This is a genomic window from Cytobacillus firmus (assembly GCF_023715565.1).
Lineage (GTDB): Bacteria > Bacillota > Bacilli > Bacillales > Cytobacillaceae > Cytobacillus > Cytobacillus firmus_C.
The window spans coordinates 24,745-44,396 of the sequence record NZ_JAMBOJ010000039.1 but is presented as its reverse complement, the minus strand read 5'-3'; the positions used below and the strand labels follow the sequence as shown (position 1 = coordinate 44,396).

Below are 19,652 nucleotides of genomic sequence, written 5' to 3'. Positions count from 1 at the left end.
TTTAAGGAAATTCACTGCCAAAAAATAAGAATTTAAAGAATTAATACCCTGAAATAAGAGAAAGGTGAATTTGAGCGCACTCAAATTCACCTTTCTTACTATCTGAAGCTAGTTTTGTCCCAGCCCCATTTATTATTTATGAAAACTAGGTTTATAGAATGAACGGTTCTCCAGAGCAAACACCCGCTCCGAGAATTCTCCTGGTTTTACCCTCTCAAGAGCTCTATCCAGCATATTCATTTTTGCATCAATATTATCAATATAATGAAGAATTTCTGCTTCCTTGATTAATGGCGGCTTCGGACTGCCCCATTCTGCTTTGCCGTGATGGGACAAGACCAGGTGCTGAAGGACCATAATCTCTTCACCGCTGATTCCAAGTTCCTCAGCAGCTTTTCCTATTTCGGTGATCATAATGGTTATATGACCTAGCAGGTTCCCTTCTATTGTGTAGGATGTTGAAATCGGTCCGGACAGCTCTGTAATTTTCCCTAAATCGTGCAGGATGACTCCTGCATACAATAAGTCCTTATCGAGGCTTGGGTACAAACCGGAAATTGCTTTAGCCAAATCCAGCATGGAAACAACATGATAGGCAAGACCGGAAACGAACTCATGATGATTCTTGGTAGCAGCCGGGTATTCAAGAAAATCCGTTTGATGCTTCTTCAGTAAATGGCGGGTAATCCGCTGGATGTTCGGATTTTTCATTTCAAATATATATTGAGTAATTTTACTCATCATTTCATCAGTACTTAAGGGTGCTGTTTCGAGAAAGTCGGCCAGCTTCACCGGATCAGTTGGAGAGGCCGGCCGTATTTGGCGGATTCTTAACTGATTGCGTCCACGGTAATTTAAAATATCCCCCGCCACTTTTACAATGGTTTCTGGGCTGTAGTTTTTGGCATCATCATCAGACACATCCCAAAGCTTTGCTTCAATTTCCCCGCTTTGGTCCTGGAAAATAAGGGTCAAGAACGGCTTTCCATTGCTCGCAATTCCCTTAGTTGCATTTTTGATGAGCAGAAAAAGCTCGATTTGTTCTCCTACTTCGTAATAAACAATTCCTTTTGACATACGCGCGCCGACGCTCCCTTCACGAGGTTGTTTAAAAATGGCAAGCAGCAATAGACAAATCTTTTGCAGCCTCTTTAAACATGCAATTCTATTAACCTAGTATACCATACAGATACGGGACTCTCCTAAATATATCATGCCATTCGCCTGCCGCAAAAACCCATTCACGATTTCGTGAATGGGTTGGGTTCTATCAGATAAAGCATCAAGCTCTATTTTGAGATCATTAAGAATAGTAACCTGTAATAATTAGACTGACAGCTTTTCCTTTGTAACAGACTGTATCTGTTCTTCCTGAAAATACGGCAGAAGATGCTTATGACAAGTAAAAAATAAAACTTGCCGATTTGTCAGGCTCTTTAACAGGTTAATCATTCTTTCCGTGCGGACATGATCAAAATTCACGAAGCTGTCATCAATAATAATCGGAAATGGGTATTTACCATAAATCGTCATGGCGAGTGCAAGTCTAAACGATACGTATATCTGTTCCGCAGTCGCCTGGCTCAGCTCCTTTGCTTCAAAAACTGCTCCTGTCCTGCTTTCTATAAGAAAACCGCTCCCTTCCTCTTTAGGAAAAATCCGTACATAGCGCCCATTGGTTAAGTAAGAAAGATAATGCTCTGCTTTATCCAGCATTTTTGGCAAGCGCTCATTTTTAAAGCTTCTTATCGTCCGATCTAATATATCCTTGGCAGCAGCATATTTTGCCCACTCCCTTGCTTCTGCTTCAAACTCAGATTTCAGCATCGCGAATTTATGAAGAAGTTCCGCATATGTTCCGCCCTCTTCAAGAATTCCAATTTCATGCTTTACTTCCGCAAGCTTGCTCTGCAGACCGGGAATACTTTCCTTGAGCCGAGCAGCTTTTTCGCTAACGGCTTGGATCTCCGCTTCCGGTTTTGTCATATTGATATATTTGCCGATTTCCTCCTGTGAAAAAGAGTTAAGCCTCATTTGCTTGCGGACCTGTTTTATCTGTTCTTCAAGTTCTGCTAATCTCTGTGCTTCGGCTGCTTTTTCCCGGTATTCATCTGAATTATCAGTGCCTGCGCTTCGGAAAAGGTTCCTGCACTCATTTTGGAAGTGGCTAAGTTCGGCAAGCACTGTGCTGAGTTCCAGCTTTAACTCTTGAAGCTTGGCTTCTCTTTCACCCTGCTTGATCTGTTTTTCCGTTTCTTCCTTCAGCCTTTTTTTCAGTTGATAGCCGATTTCCTGAATACTTCCCGGCTCATTATTTAATAGAGTCTTTAGCTTTTGAAAAGTTTGGAGCTTCTCATTGATTCCCTTTTCTGCTGATGCCTTTCTTTCAAGGGTGTATTTTTTTTCTCTGGTAAGAACTTTAAGCTTCTCAATCAGACTAAAAGCCTCGCTTAAGTAGTTTTTTGCAATTTCAGAAGGAAGAAGCAGCTGTTTCCCTAGCTGCAGGAGTTCAGATTCAAGTTCCGCAGATTCCTTTTCCCATTTTTCAAAGGAGTTAATGACCTTTTCATATTTTTCATTTGATTGTTCAAGCTGAAATTGTAATTGGATAAGCTGGTTTTGCCTTTCGCTGTCTTTCTTCAGCTGCGCCTCCAGGCTCGCAGCTTGCTGAATGTCAGGATGCTGCGATTTCTTCAGCAGTGATTGTTCTTTTTCACTCAGGGCTTTTATCTCATCTTTAATAAAGCTATCCTCTTCCTTAGGCTCCTTTTTGTTTGCACTGGTAAAACAAAAGGCTGCGCCTAACAAACCTGCACCTGCAATCACCCATAATTGACTAAAGGTTCCCCAGCCTGCAAAAGCTGCAAACAGAACCCCCAAATACAAAAGCTGCCTTTTTTCCCGGTATGCTTTTTGCTGTCTTTTTTCCTGTTCTTTTTTTTCTGTTTTATGAAGGAACTGAAGCCTTTCCTGTGTATCCTGCAGCTCTTTTTCGATATTGTGCTTATTCGAGGTGAAGCTCAGCGTTTCTTTTATGGCAGCCCGTTCGTCCTCCGTAAGAAGCAGTCCTGTCAATTCGCCAAGTTTCTGTTCCGCATTCTCAAGCGCCGACCTTTCATCGTTAAACCGCCCGTCCAGCTCCAGTTTCATTGCTTGCAGATGATTCCGGCGGGAATTAACTGCATTAATCTTTTCCTTCATAAAAACACTCGTATCAGCCTGTTCAAGCTGCTGTTCGTCAATTTGAAGATGAAGTCTTTCCTGAAGATTTATAATTTCATCTGAGATATTTCCCAGTTTTATTGATAACTCTTTTTCCTCTTGAATTAATCTATCCAGCAACGGCAGCCCCTCAACTGCCGCATTGATTTGCGGCTCATGATTTAAGAGCAAAAGATCAGGCTGACTGCTTTCCAGCTCTTGTTCCAAAATGTTTATTCTGGATTCCAGACTGGCCCTTCGTCCTTCCAGCGGCTTTATCAAGCTTTCAAGCTTCTCCAATAAAGAAAGCCCATCTGCCGGAAAAGACACAGCTCCAAATCTTCCCCTTTCTTTAATCAGCTCCTGCTCCTTTGCTAATAAAGGATAGAATTCCTTCCACTCTTTTAGACGAGATAGCTTCTGCCTGTATTGCTCCAACTCATGCTGTTTTCTCTGTAAATCGTTTACGATATTATCTTTTTCCTGCAGCAATATCCAATAATGTTCATTATTCTGCTCTGCTTTTTTCAAATCCCGATGCAGCTGCTTCATCTCTTTCAGCTTTACATTAAGGGTTGGCTTTTTTCCGTTTGGCTTAAAGCGACTTTCCAATTCCTTTTGCAGTATATTTTCAGCAGTAACAAGATGATCCGTACCAAGTGAACCTGCTGAAAACAAATACCTGCCTAAATCCTCTCCCTTCATTTGGTTCACATTTTGCAGTCCATGAATATTAAAAGAGAAAATAGACTGATATAAGTTTTTATCAGTATGGTGAAGGAGTTCGCTTAAAAGGCCTTCTCCTCCACTGGTGCCATCCTCAAGAAGGACGCTGACATCACCTGACGCTTTGCCTTTAACCCGCTCTATGACCGCTTTGCCTCTATCAGGAAAAACAGCGGTAATTCTGCCGCCATATTTCGCTCCTTCCTTAGGCTCATACCTTAATTCCGATTGCGTCTTTGCCGGAAATCCAAAAAGTACGCTATGAATAAAAGACATGATGGTTGATTTGCCCGCCTCATTTTCTCCGTAAATAACCTGCAGGGATTGAATATCGTCAAGTATAAAGTCATTAAGCTTTCCATATCCGTAAATATGGATGTATGTAATTATCAAGGGGCCACCTCCATTCATTGTCCTCAATCTTTGTATAATAGGCCCAACAGAAGTGTTTCGGCTTCCTCCGCGAGTCTCTGTTTTTCATCCTTAGTGAGTTCGTTCAAAAATCTTCTTGCCAGGGGATGTGAATACAAGGGCAAAGAATTTTCACTACACTCGCCAAATTGATCAGCAGTTTTAAAAAGCTCACTGAAAAAATCTGATTCAAGTGCAAGCTTTTCTTTATTCCACATTCTTTTTTCAATTACTTTGATACCGGAAATCCATACAAATGATTCCTCATCCGCCTCTTCCTCCTGCAGTGTTTCGAGGAGCTCGCCATTGATAATGCTCCTTAATTCGTGATAAGGCATGCTTGCATCCGCAAGAGTCAGGTTCAGGACTGTCCCCTTCCTGTTTGTCCGTTTTTCTTCCATCAAATTTAAGCAAGTTTCATAAACAGCCTGATAGTTCTCTAATCCAGAAGCATCTATTTCTGCATTTTCCCAGATAACAGAAGCGGCTTCCAGAAACTCCGTCTTCGCACCAGAGTTATCAAGCTCAACTAAATAACACCCTTTCGGACCGGTTTCTTTGCGATTTCTTCCCTGTATATTACCAGGATAAATGACTGGCGGCTGGGAATTGATGATTTCCCGTTTATGTATATGCCCAAGAGCCCAATAATCAAAGCTCTTTCCCAGCAAATCATTTATTCGAAACGGTGCATATGGATCATGATCATTGTTGCCTTCAGAAGAGCCATGGAGTATTCCAATATGCAGATCAGCTCCATCTACCCTGCTGTATTGATCGATCATTCTTTCCAGCACATGTCTCTTAGGGTAGCTGAAACCGTAGAGATGAACAGATGTACCATTTTCAGCCGTATACTTTACCACTTCAACCTTATGGGAGAAAATATGGACATTTTCCGGCATTGGCAAATGGGTCCATCGGCCATCCATATGGTCATGATTACCATGGACTGCATAAACAGCAATCCCACATTCCTCCAGCCTCTCCATTTCCTTGCGAAAACGGGTTTGTGCCTTTATGCTCCTGTCTTCACCGTCAAATAAATCACCTGCTAAGATGACAAAGTCAACAGCATGGAAAATGGCTAAGTCAATTATTTTAGTAAATGCATCGAAGGTACTTTCCTGAAGTTTTTTAAATATGGCTCCGGGCAAATGCTTCAAACCGGACATTGGACTATCCAAGTGCAAATCAGCAGCGTGAATAAACGTAACCCTTTTCATGGAAACTTCCTTTCATTCCTTTTCTTTCATTTTACCTTATCCAAAAAACGAATGCACGTTCCTATTCCAAATGATTTATATCTTTCCTAATTTTATTTGTTTGTTTTAGACAGGGAAGCTTGTGCATAAAAATGTACAAGACTCATTCTTGAGGACTTTATAAAACTTCAAGGAGAACTTTAGGGGCGGAGTGGTATATTGGGAATTGGAATTTATATAAGTTATGTACTTCTCGGACTGTCTCTGGCAGCTCCAATTGGGCCGGTTAATGCCGTCAGGCTTGAAAAAGGGATCAAAAATGGATTTTGGCATGCTTGGATTGTTGGACTGGGTTCGATGTTTGCTGATGGGTTTTATATGCTGGTTGTATACCTTGGACTCGTCCACTTTTTGGACACCCCTGTTGTGCAAATCTTCCTGTGGCTTTTCGGAGGATTTATTCTTTTATATACGGGGATCGAGAGTATTGTAAATGCCAATAAGATTTCCATAAGCTATGTGCGCAGCCAGGATTCATTATTTAAGTGCTTTTTCTCCGGATTTATTATGTCCATTTCCAGTCCACTTTCCATTCTGTTTTGGCTGGGCATTTACGGATCCGTCCTTGCAAAAACAGCTGCATCCTATGGAAAAACAGAGCTCTTTTTATACAGTACCATGATTTTTCTTGGACTTATGCTATGGGATATATTTGTCGCAGGATTGACCACTGGATTTCGCCGATTCCTGACCAGCAAAGGAATAATCATTATATCGATTCTATCATGTTTATCATTAATCGGATTTGGAGCATATTTTGCATTTGAAGGATTGAAGGCATTGTTTGCATAGACTTTTTTCGTATATTGTTTATCGCTAATAAGGTTGTCCGTTGATTTCAGCGAAGGGACGCTCCCTTTCCGCAGGGCTGGCGCCTTAGCCACCTATTCTTTCAGAATCAGCCTCCGCTATTGGTATTTATCTTAATTTGGCGGACACTGGATATAAAAAAAAGCCTGCGGGCTGCTAAAAGCTCTCACAGGCGATGATGTTTATTTATTTATCTGGCCAGATTTTAGCGTCTGATTCGAGCAGCCATTTGTGTTCTTCTTCCATGATGCGATCAGTCCATGGGTTGTTATTTAGGTGGCGAATCATCCAGCAGAAATACATGGCATAGCCAGGCGCGGTAGCTTGAGGATGGTCAAGGTCCCCGGGAATAGTAATAAAGCTATTGTGCTCAACCCGGTAGGAATCTGGTCCAACCATTGCGCATCCGAAACCTTGAGGTTTATCAAAGCGGTAATAGTATACCTCAGGCTGATCATGATAGTGCGGGGGATAGCTCGACCAGCGGCCAGGATATGAAATGACTTCACCAATAACCAAGTTTGAATAAGGAGCATTGTTATAATCAAAAATGGTCCTGATTACACGTTCCGCTGTGCCGTTCCACACGCCTTCTCCCGCAACAGTACTGCTGCAATCTTCCGGTGTGTATAATTTTGCATCGAAGCTTTTATCATTATCGGTTTTTTGCACAAGCACTTCACAGTCTGTAAGGGCAGTAATCCTTACTTCAATTCCCCTTGGCACATGCAAACACCAAGGGTCCTCATCAAATACGCTATCCCTCCTAATTTCCCGGGAAGTTCCATCCCATTCCAGGCGCACCACACCTTCAAGCAGAAGAATAGCACTCTCCTGAGCACTGTCCTTTAAGTTTTCCTCCATACCCGCCTGAAGCTTGTAAATACCGATATCCTGCTTCATATCACTATGTTTATTGTCTACATTCGTTATTTCTGTATATCCATTCGTTAATTCACCCAATTTTTCATACATATGTAATTCCCCCTTTGACCCGGCTATTGCTTTGGAACATGAGCATATGTCGCTTCACATTTTCCGCAGCTGCTTCAATTACATTCTCATGATAAGAAAAATAATCCTGAAAAGGAGCACGTTCATTCACTTTAGAGACAACAGAGTTAAAGGTCGAAGTGGCAACATTTATTTTCCGAATCCCATGCCTGATGCAAGTCCGGAAATCTTCCTGCGAAATCCCTGAGCCACCGTGAAGGACGAGCGGGATATCGACTTCCTTATTGATTTCTTGTAATCGGTCGATTCGCAGGCTGGGTTCTCCCTTATACATGCCATGTGCATTCCCGATTGCGATGGCCAAAGCATCAACACCTGTTTCATGTTCAAAGCGTCTCGCCTCCTCCGTTGACGTTATTAATATCTCTAAATCCACTGAACCGTCTTCACTTCCGCCTACCTGTCCAATCTCAGCCTCAACCGACGCCCCATATCCGCGTGCAATGGCAGCCATTTTTTTCGTATTAAATATATTCTCTTTTAAAGAATGATGAGAGCCATCATACATAATAGAAGTAAAACCGATTTCAAGAGCTTCACGAATTGTGTTCTCCGTCAGCCCATGATCAAGGTGGACAGCCACAGGCACTTCAGCTTTTTCTGCCGCTGCCACCATCGCAGGACCGATGATATGAAGGAGGGAGTGTTTAAGACGGACTTCCGCTATCTGCAAAATCAACGGGGAACACAATTTTTCAGCAGCTTTTATTGCCGCCATTACCATTTCCATATTGGCTACACTAAAAGCTCCGACACCGTACTGGTTCTTTTCAGCATCGCCAAGTATTTCTTTCATCTTTACTAGAGTCATAATGTCCACCTCTTTTTGCAAATTTTTTCAGCTTGCATACTTGAGAGTATAAAGAAAGCACTGCCTTGTGAGATTCTAATTACAGTCCACTCGTTTCTCTTATATAATTCCGCGCCTTCAATGCACATTCCAATGGATTGGCTTTCTCAGGATCCTGTTCAGCTTCAACTACTAACCATCCCTTGTAGCCAGCTTCACTCAATGCTTTAAAAACCGGTTTAAAGTCAATGTGACCATCACCCGGCACTGTAAAAACCCCATCCTTAACAGCCTGCAAAAAGCTGACTTTCTCTTCCCGGACTTTCGCCGCTACATTTGCCCTGACATCCTTTAAATGAACATGATGGATACGATCCATATATTTATTTAATACTTTAAGATGGTCCTCTCCGGAAAACACTAGATGTCCTGTATCATACAGAAGGGATACTTTCTCAGGATCTGTTTCATCCATCAATCGGGCAATCTCTTCTGTTGTTTGTACGCCAGTACCCATATGATGGTGATAAACGATTTTCATGCCTTTTTCAGCCGCAAGCTCTCCCAGCCTCTGGATTCCTTCTAAGAATAGAACCCATTCTTCCTCTGAAAAGACTGGCTTATTTTCAAATAAGGGAGTCTCCATCTGTCCTTGTATACTATTGCCTTGTTCAGACACTACAATGACCTTCGCACCAATTTCATGCAGGAAATCTCTATGTTTTTTAAAGGCTTCAGCTGTTTCATCAAATTGCTTAGATGTTAAAAATGCACTAAACCAGGCGCTGGCTATTTCTAACCCGCGCAGAGATAATGCCTTTTTTAATACATCTATATCCCTAGGGTATTTATTCCCTATCTCACTTCCAGAAAATCCTGCAAGTGCCATTTCGCTTATACACTGTTCAAACGTCACTTCCGCGCCAAGCTCCGGCATATCATCATTTGTCCAGCCAATCGGTGCGATTGCTAATTTAACTTGAGTGCTATCAAACATGGTTGTTCCCTCCATCAATACGCGCGCGCTTTTTCCAAGTTTGTTTCTTTATCTTCATATGCCTTCTTAATGCTTTCCTTTTCAGATACTTCCGCTACTCCAACATGCCACCAGGAATCATAACCATGTGTCATAGTTTTTGGAAGCACTTTTATATCAATCAGGGTTGAGACTGTTTGCTGTTTCGCATCAGTGACAGCTGCAATTAATTCCTCTTTCGTTCTGACAGAATAGGTCTTTGCACCATAGCCTTCTGCCGCTTTTGCAAAATCTATTGCCATTAGATCTCCATCCAACTTGCCGGTATGCGGGTTTCGCTTACGGAATTCAGTACCAAAGCTTCCCATTCCATTTTCCATTTGAAGATTATTAATGCATCCAAATCCTGAATTATCAAAGAGCACCACATTAATCTTCCTGCCTTCCTGCAGAGAAGTAATCAGCTCGGAATGCAGCATTAAGTAACTTCCATCACCTGTCATGGCATAAACTTCCCGATTTGGCTCAGCCATTTTCACACCTAGGGCACCGGCTATTTCATACCCCATGCAAGAATATCCATATTCCATATGGTAGGAATTTCGTGATTTGCTTTTCCACATTCTCTGCAGGTCACCTGGCAGGCTTCCAGCTGCTCCGACAATGACGGATTCATGGTCAACAATCTCATTCAATATCCCAATTACACTTGTCTGGGTTAACTCTGTTCCGAGCGTTTCTTTATATTCAATTAATTGATCATCCAGGTGGCCAGCTATCTCAGGTGTGAAGTTTCCTCCAAAGGCAACATTGCTTAAACGATCTAATTCCATTTTCCAGCCTTCCTGAGCCTTCTCAATTTCGTCTTCATAACTTGATCGGTAGCTCTCTAGACCGTCAGCAATTGCTTCAAGTCCTAATTTTGCATCAGATACTACCTTTACCGCATCCAGCTTGGAGGCATGGAACTCTGAAATATTGATGGTCAGAATATCAGCACTTCCAAATAGCTGTTTGGATGCCGTTGTAAAATCTGTAAACCGTGTACCTACACCAATAACCAGGTCTGATTCTTTAGCAATGGAGTTTGCTGCAGAGTTCCCCGTAACCCCCAGTCCGCCCAAATTTAGAGGATGATTGCTTTCCAAACCGCTCTTTCCAGCCTGAGTTTCTCCAATTGGAATATAAAACTTTTCAGCAAATTTAATAAATGTGTCTGCTGCTTCTGAATATCGGACACCGCCTCCAAAGATGAGAAGCGGCTTTTTCTTTGACTGAATCAGCCTTACCGCATCCATGATACTTTCAGGAGAAGGAGGTCGGCGTTCAATGCGATGAATCCTTTTTTCAAAAAAGCTTTCAGGATAATCCCATGCTTCCCCTTGCACATCCTGCGGCAGAGCAATTGTAACTGCACCTGTATCAGCAGGATTGGTCAAAACTCTCATTGCATTTAGCATGGCAGACATTAACTGCTCAGGACGGCTGACTCGGTCCCAATATTTACTCACCGGGCGAAAGGCATCATTTGTTGAAATGGATAAATCATGCGTCTGTTCAATTTGCTGAAGAACCGGATCAGGCTGGCGTGTTGCAAACACATCCCCCGGCAGTAAAAGTAATGGAATGTTATTTGCTGTTGCAGTTGCTGCAGAAGTAACCATGTTTGCTGACCCAGGCCCTACTGAAGAGGTACATGCCATAATCTGCTTCCTGTGCTTCTGCTTGGCAAAGGCCATAGCAGCATTGGCCATCCCCTGTTCATTCCGGCTCTGATAAACTTCCAATTCTCCCGCATTATCTTCCAGTGCCTGACCAAGACCTAAAACATTCCCATGGCCAAATATAGTGAAGATGCCTTTAATGAACCGCTGTTGTTGTCCATCGAATTCTACATATTGGGCATTTAAAAACTTAACAAGCGCCTGTGCCATAGTTAATCGAATTAAACTCAATGTTCAATCTCCTCTCCGATAAAAAACGCGATAGTGTGTAAACAAGACAAAAAATCCTCACTGCTTTGCATTTATTTAAGAATCGTCATTTTCCCTGTACTCAGACAAGCTTTATACCAATCTATCAAATAGAAAAGGGAAGCGGCACAGACCTTCTCCGTCCCGCCACTTCCCCTTTTATAATTTATAGCAGGAAACGAGCTGTAACCATTTTCTTTCTTGTATAGAACTCCACTCCATCCGTGCCGTTTGCATGCAGATCACCATAGAAAGAATCTTTATATCCTGAGAATGGGAAGAAGGCCATAGGAGCCGGAACCCCCACATTAATGCCAAGCATGCCTGCATCAATCGTTTCACGGAACTGGCGAATCGCATATGCACTGTCAGTATATAAGCAAGCGCCATTTGCAAATGGTGATGAATTTGCTACTTCAATGGCTTCAGTTAAATCTTTTACACACACGATGGATAAAACAGGTGCAAAGACTTCATCCTGCCAGATTTTCATCTCCTGAGTAACATGATCGAAGATAGTAGGTCCGAGAAAGTATCCTTTTCCGTTTACTGCTGCATCCGAGCGGCCATCACGAATAAGTGCTGCACCCTGCTCCACCCCAGATTCAATGTATCCCAGTGTACGCTCTTTATGAGACTCACGGATAACTGGGCCTAAAAACACACCGTCTTCAAGTCCATTTCCAATTGTGACTTCATCTGCTGCTTTTTTAAGCTTGGCAATTAATTTATCAGCAACTGATTCTTCTACTGTTACAACAGCAGCTGCCATACAGCGTTCCCCTGCAGATCCGAAAGCAGCACTTGTAATTTGTGCAGCCGCTGCTTCAAGGTTTGCATCCTTTAATACAATAGAATGGTTTTTCGCGCCAGCCAGTGCCTGAACACGCTTTAAATTAGCAGTACCAGTCTTGTAAACGTATTCTGCTACGGGCTGAGAGCCTACAAAGGAAATGGCCTTAACCAATTTATGTTCAAGAATGCCATTTACAACATCGTGTGCACCATTAACAATATTTAAAACACCTTTCGGAAGCCCTGCTTCTTCAAACAGTTCCGCAAGTCGGGCTGCAAGAAGCGGAGTACGTTCTGATGGTTTTAAAACAAATGTATTGCCGCAGGCAATTGCTAGAGGGAACATCCAGCATGGAACCATCATCGGAAAGTTAAAAGGGGTAATTCCTCCAACGACGCCAATCGGATATCTGTACATGCCGGATTCAATATTTGTCGCAATGTCAGGAAGCTGTTTACCCATCATTAATGTGGGTGCGCCTGCAGCAAACTCAACGCACTCAATCCCGCGAAGCACTTCGCCGTGAGCTTCTGTGTAGCTTTTTCCATTTTCAATTGTCACAAGCCTTGCAAGTTCCTCCCATTTTTCTACAAGCAGCTGCTGATACTTGAAAAGTATTCGTGCACGCTTTGGAACTGAAGTCTTGGACCATGTTTGAAACGCTTTATGTGCAGCCTGGACAGCATGATCTACTTCTTCTTTTGTAGATAATGGAACAACAGCCAGCTCCTCCCCTGTAGCCGGATTATACACAACCTCTGATTTTTCTGACGCAGATTCAATCCATTGGCCGCCAATATAATTTCTCAATGTTTTTACTGTTGTTTGTGTCATTTTGCATTCTCCCTTTCCCTATTAAACTGGTTCGTAAATGGCTGTTTCCAAGTGATTATTGAGTTCTGCAGCTGTTGGCATTGCATCAGAACAGCTATGACGCGAAATGACTATTGAAGCCGATGCACTGCCCATCTTCATAGCTTCTGAAATATCCTTGCCATTCATTAATCCGTAAATGAACGCGGATGCATATGAATCACCGGCTCCGAAAGTTTTTAGTACATTTGTCCTGAAAATACCGCTTCTATGAGACTCTCCATCTTTTGTATAAGCAATCGAGCCTGCACCGCCATGTTTAATAACTACTAGTTCCGAACGGTAAGAGAACCAGCGTGAAGCGGTATAATGATCATCAGAGTTATCAATATTTAATAGCTTTTCCATCATATCGAATTCTTCACGGGTACCTATTATGACATCGCATTTTTCCGCTGCCAGATTATAATAAACAGCCGTCTCAGCTTCATCCGTCCATGTATATGGACGGTAATCAAGGTCAAAGAAAACCGTTACCTTATGCTTTACTGCATATTCAAGGGCCAGAAATACTGCTTCTCTCGATGGGCTCTTGGCGAGGGATGTGCCAGAAATTAATAAAGATTTTGATTGTTTAATATATTCTTCATCTATTTCTGAAGGATGCAGCTTTAAATCTGCAGCATTATCCCTATACATAAGGATGCTGCATTCTGCCGGACTCTTAATCTCTGTAAAAGCAAGACCGGTCACGGCACCTGTCTGATCTATTCTCACACCCTGGGTATTAATATTGTTCTTTTCTAAGTAACTGGTGATAAAGCGTCCCATTTGGTCATCAGAAACTTTGCCGATAAAACCCGTTTTTTGACCAAGACGGGCGGACCCGATAGCGATATTTGCTGGTGAACCTCCAACGTATTTTGTAAATGTGCTGGTTTCCTCCATTGGGCGATTTGTTTCATTTGCATTTAAGTCTATACACAGCCTGCCAACAGCAATAATGTCCAGCGGCCGGTCTTTTTCAAAGTGAAGCGGATTCATATTAAACTTCCTTTCGTTCAGTTTAATTTGCAGCAGCCGGGGAAGCTTGGTTTAATTTAACAGGCAAACCCGTTTCCAATGATTGTTTGGCTGCTCGTGCAATACGCTCAGCTTGCAAACCATCAAATCCCGTACAGCTTACATCCTGGTTATTCATGATAAAGCTCACAAATTCAGTAACTTCGTCAATATATGCCTGCGTGTAGCGTTCAAGGAAGAAATAGAGGGGCTTTTCCTTTGCTACATGATTCACTGTAGAAACTTCTACATTCGTCGCACGGTTGTTATCTACGTTTGCCGCTCCCCTATCACCGAAAACTTCAAGGCGCTGATCATATCCGTATGCAGCCCGGCGGCTATTTTCAATAACTCCCAATGCTCCATTGGCAAACTTTAGTGAAATGACTGCCGTATCAATGTCACCCGCTTCTCCTATAACAGGGTCTACCAGTACAGTGCCGTAAGCAGAAACCTCAGTAACCTCACTTCCCATCACGTATCTTGCCATATCAAAGTCATGTATGGTCATATCCATGAATAGGCCGCCTGATGACTTTATATATTCAACACCTGGGGGCTGTGGATCACGTGATGTAATGCGCAGCATGTGAGGAGTTCCTATTTCCCCGTCCTGGACCAGTTGGCGCACTTTCCGAAAGTTAGGGTCAAAACGGCGGTTAAATCCAACCTGTAGCTTTACGCCGGCTTTTTCGACTGCTGCCAGCGCTTCTTCCGTCTCTTCGACTGTAAAGCTGACCGGCTTTTCACAAAAGATATGTTTTTTTGCAGCTGCTGCCTCTTTAATAATTGCTGCGTGAGTATTGGTTGGCGAACAAATAAAAACAGCTTCAATTTCAGGATCGTTTAGTATTTCTTGATACTCCGTGGTTAATACTTCTATTTGCTTCTCAATTGCCCATGCTTTAAGGTGATCTGTTGCAATATCTGACACACTTTTTATGCGGATTTGGGGTATTAATCGTAAATTATCTGCATGTAATTTCCCAATTCGGCCCGCTCCAATAATTCCAATAGTCAATGCCATTTTTCTTTACCTCCTGATTCCCTATTCAGGTTAAGCGCTTTCTTAATCTCATTATACAGACACCATAAACATCTTCAAGTTATTTTTTGAACATTTATAATTATTTTTATTTTAAATTGATTAAGCGCTTAACTTAATGTTTGAAAAAACACCGGCTAGCTGCCGGCATATAAATGATTAGATTTTTAAGCTCAGTTTAAATTTTTAACTGAATCACGTTCAATTAATTCGGGTGCAAGCATAATTCTGTGTCCAGGAAGACTGTTTGGTTTTTCTATTGATTCAAGTAATTGATGAATGGCATAGCGAGCTAATTCATCTGTAGGCTGTGCGATTGTAGTTAATCCCGGATCTGCTATTTCAGCATGAATCGTATTATCAAACCCAATAACCGAAATATCCTCTGGTATAGAAATATTTGCCTTTCTTGCCTCATTCATAAAAACAGCTGCGATAAGATCTGTCGCAGCAAAGACAGAAGTAGGGCGGTTGTTTAATGCCAAGATCTGCTTGGCAGCTTTTTTTGCTTCCTCGACTCTTGATTTCGAAAAGACAACAAAACTATCACTAAGTTCTATGCCTGCATCCATAAGAGACTGTTTAAACCCCTCTAAGCGCAATCGACCACTTTCACGGTTCTCTTCAACGATCACAGCAAAATTTCGATGGCCATTATCTAATAAATATCGGCCTGCCAGATACCCTCCTCTAATGTCATCAGTGGTAACAACATGCGAGGAGAAAGATGGATGATCAATTGAAAACATTAATAGAGGAATGTTCTTATCCAGCAGTTTTTTAAATACCTTCCAATCTCTTGCTTCTGTTGCAATGATAATACCATCAACTTGTTTTTTTAAGAGAAGTTCCAGATAATCTTGTTCACGTTCTCTCTGGTAATCTGTACTGCATAAAATGATGGCATACCCTGTCATCCGGGCGTGGTTTTCCAGCGCCCGAGCGACTTCAGCAAAGAATGGGTTTGCAATATCAGGAACAAGCACTCCAATGGTAAAGGTTCTTTTACCGGTTAGAGCCGCGGCCACACTGCTTGGAGAATAATCAATTTCTTTCATGACTTCTTTAACTCGGCTTCTCGTTTTTTCACTAATTCTGCCTGTATTATTTACTACCTTGGACACAGTGGCTATTGAGACACCCGCCTTTTTTGCTACATCATATATGGTAGGCTTCATGTGGTCTTAACTCCTCTAGATTTCCTTTTCTATATTTTAACATGAAGCAATTTACGGGTACTATTGATTAACTTAAGATTACTCTGAGATACTTTCCAGGAACTCAAGCTTTTCTGTGGCATTTTCACTTATAATAATGTCTATGCCACTGTCGATCCGCTTTTCAATTTTTTCTCCTTTTATGGTTTTTATGGCATTTTCTACTCCCTGGTATCCCATATTATAAGGACTTTGAGCAATGGTTCCGGCCAGTTTCCCATCCAGGATGGATTGAACAGCTTCTTTTGTTCCATCAGTGCCAATAACCTTAACATCTAGTCCTTTAGCTTCAACTGCACGCAATACTCCGAGAGCCATATCATCATTTGCAGCAAACACACCTTTTACATCCCCGTTTTTTTGAAGGATATTTTCCATAACGGACATAGCTTTTGTCTTGTCGCTATCAGCAGGCTGCTTTGCCACAACTTCCAGCCCTGCCGCCTCAAGTGAATCTTTTGCTCCTTTGATTCTGTCGTCTGTTGCAGGATTTCCAAGAGCCCCTTCAATCAGAACAACCTTATCCCCTCTTTGCAGCATGGATGCCAGGAGCTTTCCGCCTTCCTGTCCAGCAGTATAGTTATCCGTTCCAATAAAGGTGGTTTTCCCCTCAAAGCCAGCATCTGAATCAATAAGCAGGACCGGCAATTTTGACTTTGCCGCACCTTCTAATACAGGAACTACAGTATCAGGCTGAGATGGAGCCACAACTATAGCCCCTGGACTTTGGCTGATTTGATCTTCAAGCAAATTCACTTGTTCAAGTACTTGAGATTCAGCAGATGGACCCACTACGGTAACATCCACACCCAGTTTTTCACCAGCATCCTTTGCACCTGCTTCAACATATTTCCAATATGGGCTGGATAGTGTCTTTAAAACTACTGCAACACTCTCACCGCCACCGCCGCTGGCTTCTTTCTCTCCTCCACAGCCTGCCAATAATGCCATACAGGAAACTGCCAAAGCAGCTCCAGCCAATTTAAATTTCTTCATCTCAATTCCTCCAATTTTATTATCTTATTGAACTACCCTTTTTTGCTTTTACGCTGGCGGAGTACATCGATGTAGACAGCTGCGATGATGACTGCACCGATAACTGTCATTTGGAAATCTGAAGATACGTTCAAAAGGTTAAGTCCATTTCGGAGTACGGCAATGATCATGGCTCCAATTAACGTTCCCCATACTGTTCCTACCCCTCCAAAAAAGCTGGCGCCGCCAATAATTACTGCAGCAATGGCATCAAGTTCATAAGATAAACCCGCAAGCGGAAAGGCTGAATTTACCCGCCCCACCATAACAAGTCCCGCAAGCCCTGCCATCAAACCACTTATTGTGTATACAATAGCTAATACTCGGTCGACATTAATACCGGATAATCTGGCAGCTTCTTTATTACCGCCAATCGCATAAATATAACGGCCAGTTTGCGTTCTGGTTAAAAAAATATGGAAAATGATATAAACAGCAATTACAAGAATAAAACTGACTGGAATTGGCCCTGCAAATTCACGGCCTAAAAATTGAATTAAATACGGGAACCCGGCAATAGGAGCTGCAGCAGTAACAATTAAAGCAATCCCCCGCGCAATGTTCATGGTACCAAGAGTGGAGATGAACGGATGAGGCAGGCGCAATTTCGTTAGCAGTAATCCATTCAGAAGCCCGAATCCGGCACCAACCGCAAGACAAACGATAATACCAAGGATTGGACTCATCCCCATATTCACGGATACAATCCCCATAATCATGATTGATACTGCCAGAATTGAACCAACTGATAGGTCAATTCCCGCTGTTAAAATAGGCAAAAGCATCCCGATTCCCAGCAGTGCATTGATTGATGACTGTCTGGCAATATTCATCAAATTGTTCATTGTTAGGAACTTATCTGATAAAAAGGTAAGTATAGTGGTCAAGATAACCAAACCAATTAGCGGTCCGAATTTACTCAGGTAATTTTTAATACCCTTTTTTTGTTTAGGCGCCTCAGTTTCTGACTTTTGTATTACTACTTGACTCATCTTCTCATCCTCCTGTAGCCGCTTTCATAATTCGTTCTTGTGAAGCTTCTTCTATTCCCATGTCAGCGGTTATTTTCCCTTCACTCATTACAAGAACCCGATCACACATCCCCAATATTTCCGGAAGATCCGAAGAAATCATCAGTACAATGGCACCGCTTTCAACAAGCTGATTCATTAACCGGTATACTTCTACCTTTGCACCAACATCAATTCCACGAGTAGGCTCATCGAAAATAAAGACTTTTGCTTTGGTGCACAGCCACTTTGCAATGACCACCTTTTGCTGGTTGCCCCCACTGAGGTTACGTGCATTTAAGTCAATATTTCCTGGCCTTACCTTCAATTCCTTTATATACTCTTTTGCCGTTACCCGAATGGCATTTAGGTCAATTAACTTGGATTTACTTTTAAATTTCTTCATATTAGCCATCGCAATATTAAAATCCAGTGGCTGATCCAGCAATAGACCTTCGCTTTTTCTGTCTTCTGTGATAAAAGCAATGCCCGATTTTATTGCATCACAAGGACTAGTAATCTTTACCTCTTGATTATCTATGAAGATCTTACCGCCACCATTGGAATCCGCACCGAAGATAGCTCTTGCCAGTTCTGTCCGTCCTGCACCAACCAGCCCTGAAATACCCACTATTTCTCCATATCTAGCAGAAAAACTGACAGGTTCTGATGCTCGGTCCACTTTAAGATCTTCAACCCTGAAGCCCTCATCCCCCAGAATAAAGGATTGTTTAGGAAACTTTTCTTCAAGAGATCGGCCAACCATCAGCTCGATCCAATAATCTGTTTCTGTTGTCTTAACTGGAAGCGTATCAATTTTAAATCCATCCCGGAGAATGGTTATCCTGTCTCCAAGACGCCTAATCTCCTCTAATCTGTGTGAAATGAATACAATGGCGATTCCCTTTTCTCTTAACTGCTCCACACAGCTGTATAGCTGCTCAACTTCCTTGGTACTCAGACTTGATGTAGGTTCGTCCATGATAATCAACTTCGCATCAAGAGTAAGCGCTTTCGCAATCTCCACAAGCTGCTGCTGCCCAACCCCCAGCTTCCCCAGCTGCTGATCAGCAAGAGCGGGACTTTGTCCAAGCATCTCTAGGCAGCGCTGTGCTTCTTCCTTCATAGCATTATGATTTAGCAGAGACATCTTTCCACTGCGCTTTAATTCCCGTCCAAGGAAAATATTCTCATACACCTTCAGTTCCGGGATCACGTTCAGTTCTTGATAAATAGTCGCTATCCCAAGCTGCATTGCGTCCACTGGTGTGTTAAGCTCAACCCTTTGGCCTTCCCAGAAAATTTCCCCTGCATCCATCTGATAAGCTCCTGTTAATATCTTTATAAGAGTAGATTTACCAGCACCATTTTCACCTAATAAAACATGGATTTCTCCGGCCCTTACTTCCAAATCAATACCTTTTAGAACATGGTTTTCTCCAAAGCTTTTTGTGATGCCTTTCATTTCCAGGAGGCTTCCTGCATGTTTGAACATGAATAAACCCCTT

At 42.3% G+C, this 19,652-nt stretch carries 15 protein-coding genes; 1 reads left to right on the top strand and 14 read right to left on the bottom strand.

Going from position 1 to position 19,652, the window contains the following annotated elements; translation table 11 throughout:
* Nucleotides 1–132 precede the first annotated feature (132 nt).
* The 3 genes from yhaM to M3205_RS16070 all read right to left on the bottom strand — a co-directional run bounded on the left by yhaM (nt 133) and on the right by M3205_RS16070 (nt 5,564).
* Entirely contained in the window at nt 133–1,077 is a 945-nt protein-coding gene (gene yhaM, locus M3205_RS16080) for a 3'-5' exoribonuclease YhaM (RefSeq protein WP_251170852.1), read from the bottom strand.
* A gap of 249 nt (nt 1,078–1,326) precedes the next feature.
* Nucleotides 1,327–4,320 (bottom strand): ATP-binding protein, encoded by a 2,994-nt coding sequence (locus tag M3205_RS16075; protein WP_251170851.1) that lies wholly within the window; start codon nt 4,318–4,320, stop codon nt 1,327–1,329.
* A 23-nt stretch (nt 4,321–4,343) separates the two neighbouring features.
* Entirely contained in the window at nt 4,344–5,564 is a 1,221-nt protein-coding gene (locus M3205_RS16070; RefSeq protein WP_251170850.1) for a metallophosphoesterase family protein, read from the bottom strand.
* 198 nt (nt 5,565–5,762) lie between these two features.
* Here M3205_RS16070 and M3205_RS16065 point away from each other — a divergent pair, with 198 nt between their 5' ends.
* The gene (locus tag M3205_RS16065) at nt 5,763–6,395 is read left to right on the top strand and encodes a LysE family transporter (protein ID WP_251170849.1); all 633 of its coding nucleotides are present in this window, start codon (nt 5,763–5,765) and stop codon (nt 6,393–6,395) included.
* A 204-nt stretch (nt 6,396–6,599) separates the two neighbouring features.
* Here the strand turns inward: M3205_RS16065 and M3205_RS16060 are convergent, their stop codons facing one another.
* The 11 genes from M3205_RS16060 to M3205_RS16010 all read right to left on the bottom strand — a co-directional run bounded on the left by M3205_RS16060 (nt 6,600) and on the right by M3205_RS16010 (nt 19,639).
* Complete coding sequence (locus M3205_RS16060) at nt 6,600–7,388, bottom strand: 5-deoxy-glucuronate isomerase (RefSeq protein WP_251170848.1); 789 nt, start codon at nt 7,386–7,388, stop codon at nt 6,600–6,602.
* Entirely contained in the window at nt 7,381–8,238 is an 858-nt protein-coding gene (locus M3205_RS16055) for a class II fructose-bisphosphate aldolase (RefSeq protein ID WP_251170847.1), read from the bottom strand. The genes M3205_RS16060 and M3205_RS16055 overlap by 8 nt, the downstream gene beginning before the upstream one ends.
* 79 nt (nt 8,239–8,317) lie before the next feature.
* A complete protein-coding gene (iolE, locus tag M3205_RS16050) occupies nt 8,318–9,214 on the bottom strand; it encodes a myo-inosose-2 dehydratase (protein WP_251170846.1) in 897 nt (298 codons plus the stop codon).
* A 14-nt stretch (nt 9,215–9,228) separates the two neighbouring features.
* Nucleotides 9,229–11,148 (bottom strand): 3D-(3,5/4)-trihydroxycyclohexane-1,2-dione acylhydrolase (decyclizing), encoded by a 1,920-nt coding sequence (iolD, locus tag M3205_RS16045; protein ID WP_251170845.1) that lies wholly within the window; start codon nt 11,146–11,148, stop codon nt 9,229–9,231.
* A gap of 184 nt (nt 11,149–11,332) precedes the next feature.
* Complete coding sequence (locus M3205_RS16040) at nt 11,333–12,796, bottom strand: CoA-acylating methylmalonate-semialdehyde dehydrogenase (protein WP_251170844.1); 1,464 nt, start codon at nt 12,794–12,796, stop codon at nt 11,333–11,335.
* Between the two features lie 21 nt (nt 12,797–12,817).
* Entirely contained in the window at nt 12,818–13,819 is a 1,002-nt protein-coding gene (gene iolC / locus M3205_RS16035) for a 5-dehydro-2-deoxygluconokinase (RefSeq protein ID WP_251170843.1), read from the bottom strand.
* A gap of 22 nt (nt 13,820–13,841) precedes the next feature.
* Nucleotides 13,842–14,864 carry an inositol 2-dehydrogenase gene (iolG, locus tag M3205_RS16030; RefSeq protein ID WP_251170842.1) on the bottom strand — a complete coding sequence of 341 codons (1,023 nt, stop codon included), beginning with the start codon at nt 14,862–14,864 and terminating at the stop codon, nt 13,842–13,844.
* A 191-nt stretch (nt 14,865–15,055) separates the two neighbouring features.
* Nucleotides 15,056–16,060 carry a LacI family DNA-binding transcriptional regulator gene (locus M3205_RS16025; RefSeq protein ID WP_251170841.1) on the bottom strand — a complete coding sequence of 335 codons (1,005 nt, stop codon included), beginning with the start codon at nt 16,058–16,060 and terminating at the stop codon, nt 15,056–15,058.
* 78 nt (nt 16,061–16,138) lie between these two features.
* The gene (locus tag M3205_RS16020) at nt 16,139–17,095 is read right to left on the bottom strand and encodes a sugar ABC transporter substrate-binding protein (protein ID WP_251170840.1); all 957 of its coding nucleotides are present in this window, start codon (nt 17,093–17,095) and stop codon (nt 16,139–16,141) included.
* A gap of 32 nt (nt 17,096–17,127) precedes the next feature.
* On the bottom strand, nt 17,128–18,126 hold the full coding sequence (locus M3205_RS16015) for an ABC transporter permease (RefSeq protein ID WP_251170839.1): 999 nt from the start codon (nt 18,124–18,126) through the stop codon (nt 17,128–17,130).
* 4 nt (nt 18,127–18,130) lie between these two features.
* Entirely contained in the window at nt 18,131–19,639 is a 1,509-nt protein-coding gene (locus tag M3205_RS16010; RefSeq protein ID WP_251170838.1) for a sugar ABC transporter ATP-binding protein, read from the bottom strand.
* Between the last annotated feature and the right edge of the window lie 13 nt (nt 19,640–19,652).

Bases quoted from the DNA above. Each gene is read 5' to 3' on its own strand.
- yhaM (WP_251170852.1), bottom strand. From the start codon at position 1,077: ATGTCAAAAGGAATTGTTTATTACGAAGTAGGAGAACAAATCGAGCTT.
- M3205_RS16055 (WP_251170847.1), bottom strand. From the start codon at position 8,238: ATGACTCTAGTAAAGATGAAAGAAATACTTGGCGATGCTGAAAAGAAC.
- M3205_RS16040 (WP_251170844.1), bottom strand. From the start codon at position 12,796: ATGACACAAACAACAGTAAAAACATTGAGAAATTATATTGGCGGCCAA.
- M3205_RS16070 (WP_251170850.1), bottom strand. From the start codon at position 5,564: ATGAAAAGGGTTACGTTTATTCACGCTGCTGATTTGCACTTGGATAGT.
- M3205_RS16010 (WP_251170838.1), bottom strand. From the start codon at position 19,639: ATGTTCAAACATGCAGGAAGCCTCCTGGAAATGAAAGGCATCACAAAA.
- iolG (WP_251170842.1), bottom strand. From the start codon at position 14,864: ATGGCATTGACTATTGGAATTATTGGAGCGGGCCGAATTGGGAAATTA.
- M3205_RS16060 (WP_251170848.1), bottom strand. From the start codon at position 7,388: ATGTATGAAAAATTGGGTGAATTAACGAATGGATATACAGAAATAACG.
- M3205_RS16015 (WP_251170839.1), bottom strand. From the start codon at position 18,126: ATGAGTCAAGTAGTAATACAAAAGTCAGAAACTGAGGCGCCTAAACAA.
- M3205_RS16025 (WP_251170841.1), bottom strand. From the start codon at position 16,060: ATGAAGCCTACCATATATGATGTAGCAAAAAAGGCGGGTGTCTCAATA.
- iolE (WP_251170846.1), bottom strand. From the start codon at position 9,214: ATGTTTGATAGCACTCAAGTTAAATTAGCAATCGCACCGATTGGCTGG.
- iolC (WP_251170843.1), bottom strand. From the start codon at position 13,819: ATGAATCCGCTTCACTTTGAAAAAGACCGGCCGCTGGACATTATTGCT.
- M3205_RS16020 (WP_251170840.1), bottom strand. From the start codon at position 17,095: ATGAAGAAATTTAAATTGGCTGGAGCTGCTTTGGCAGTTTCCTGTATG.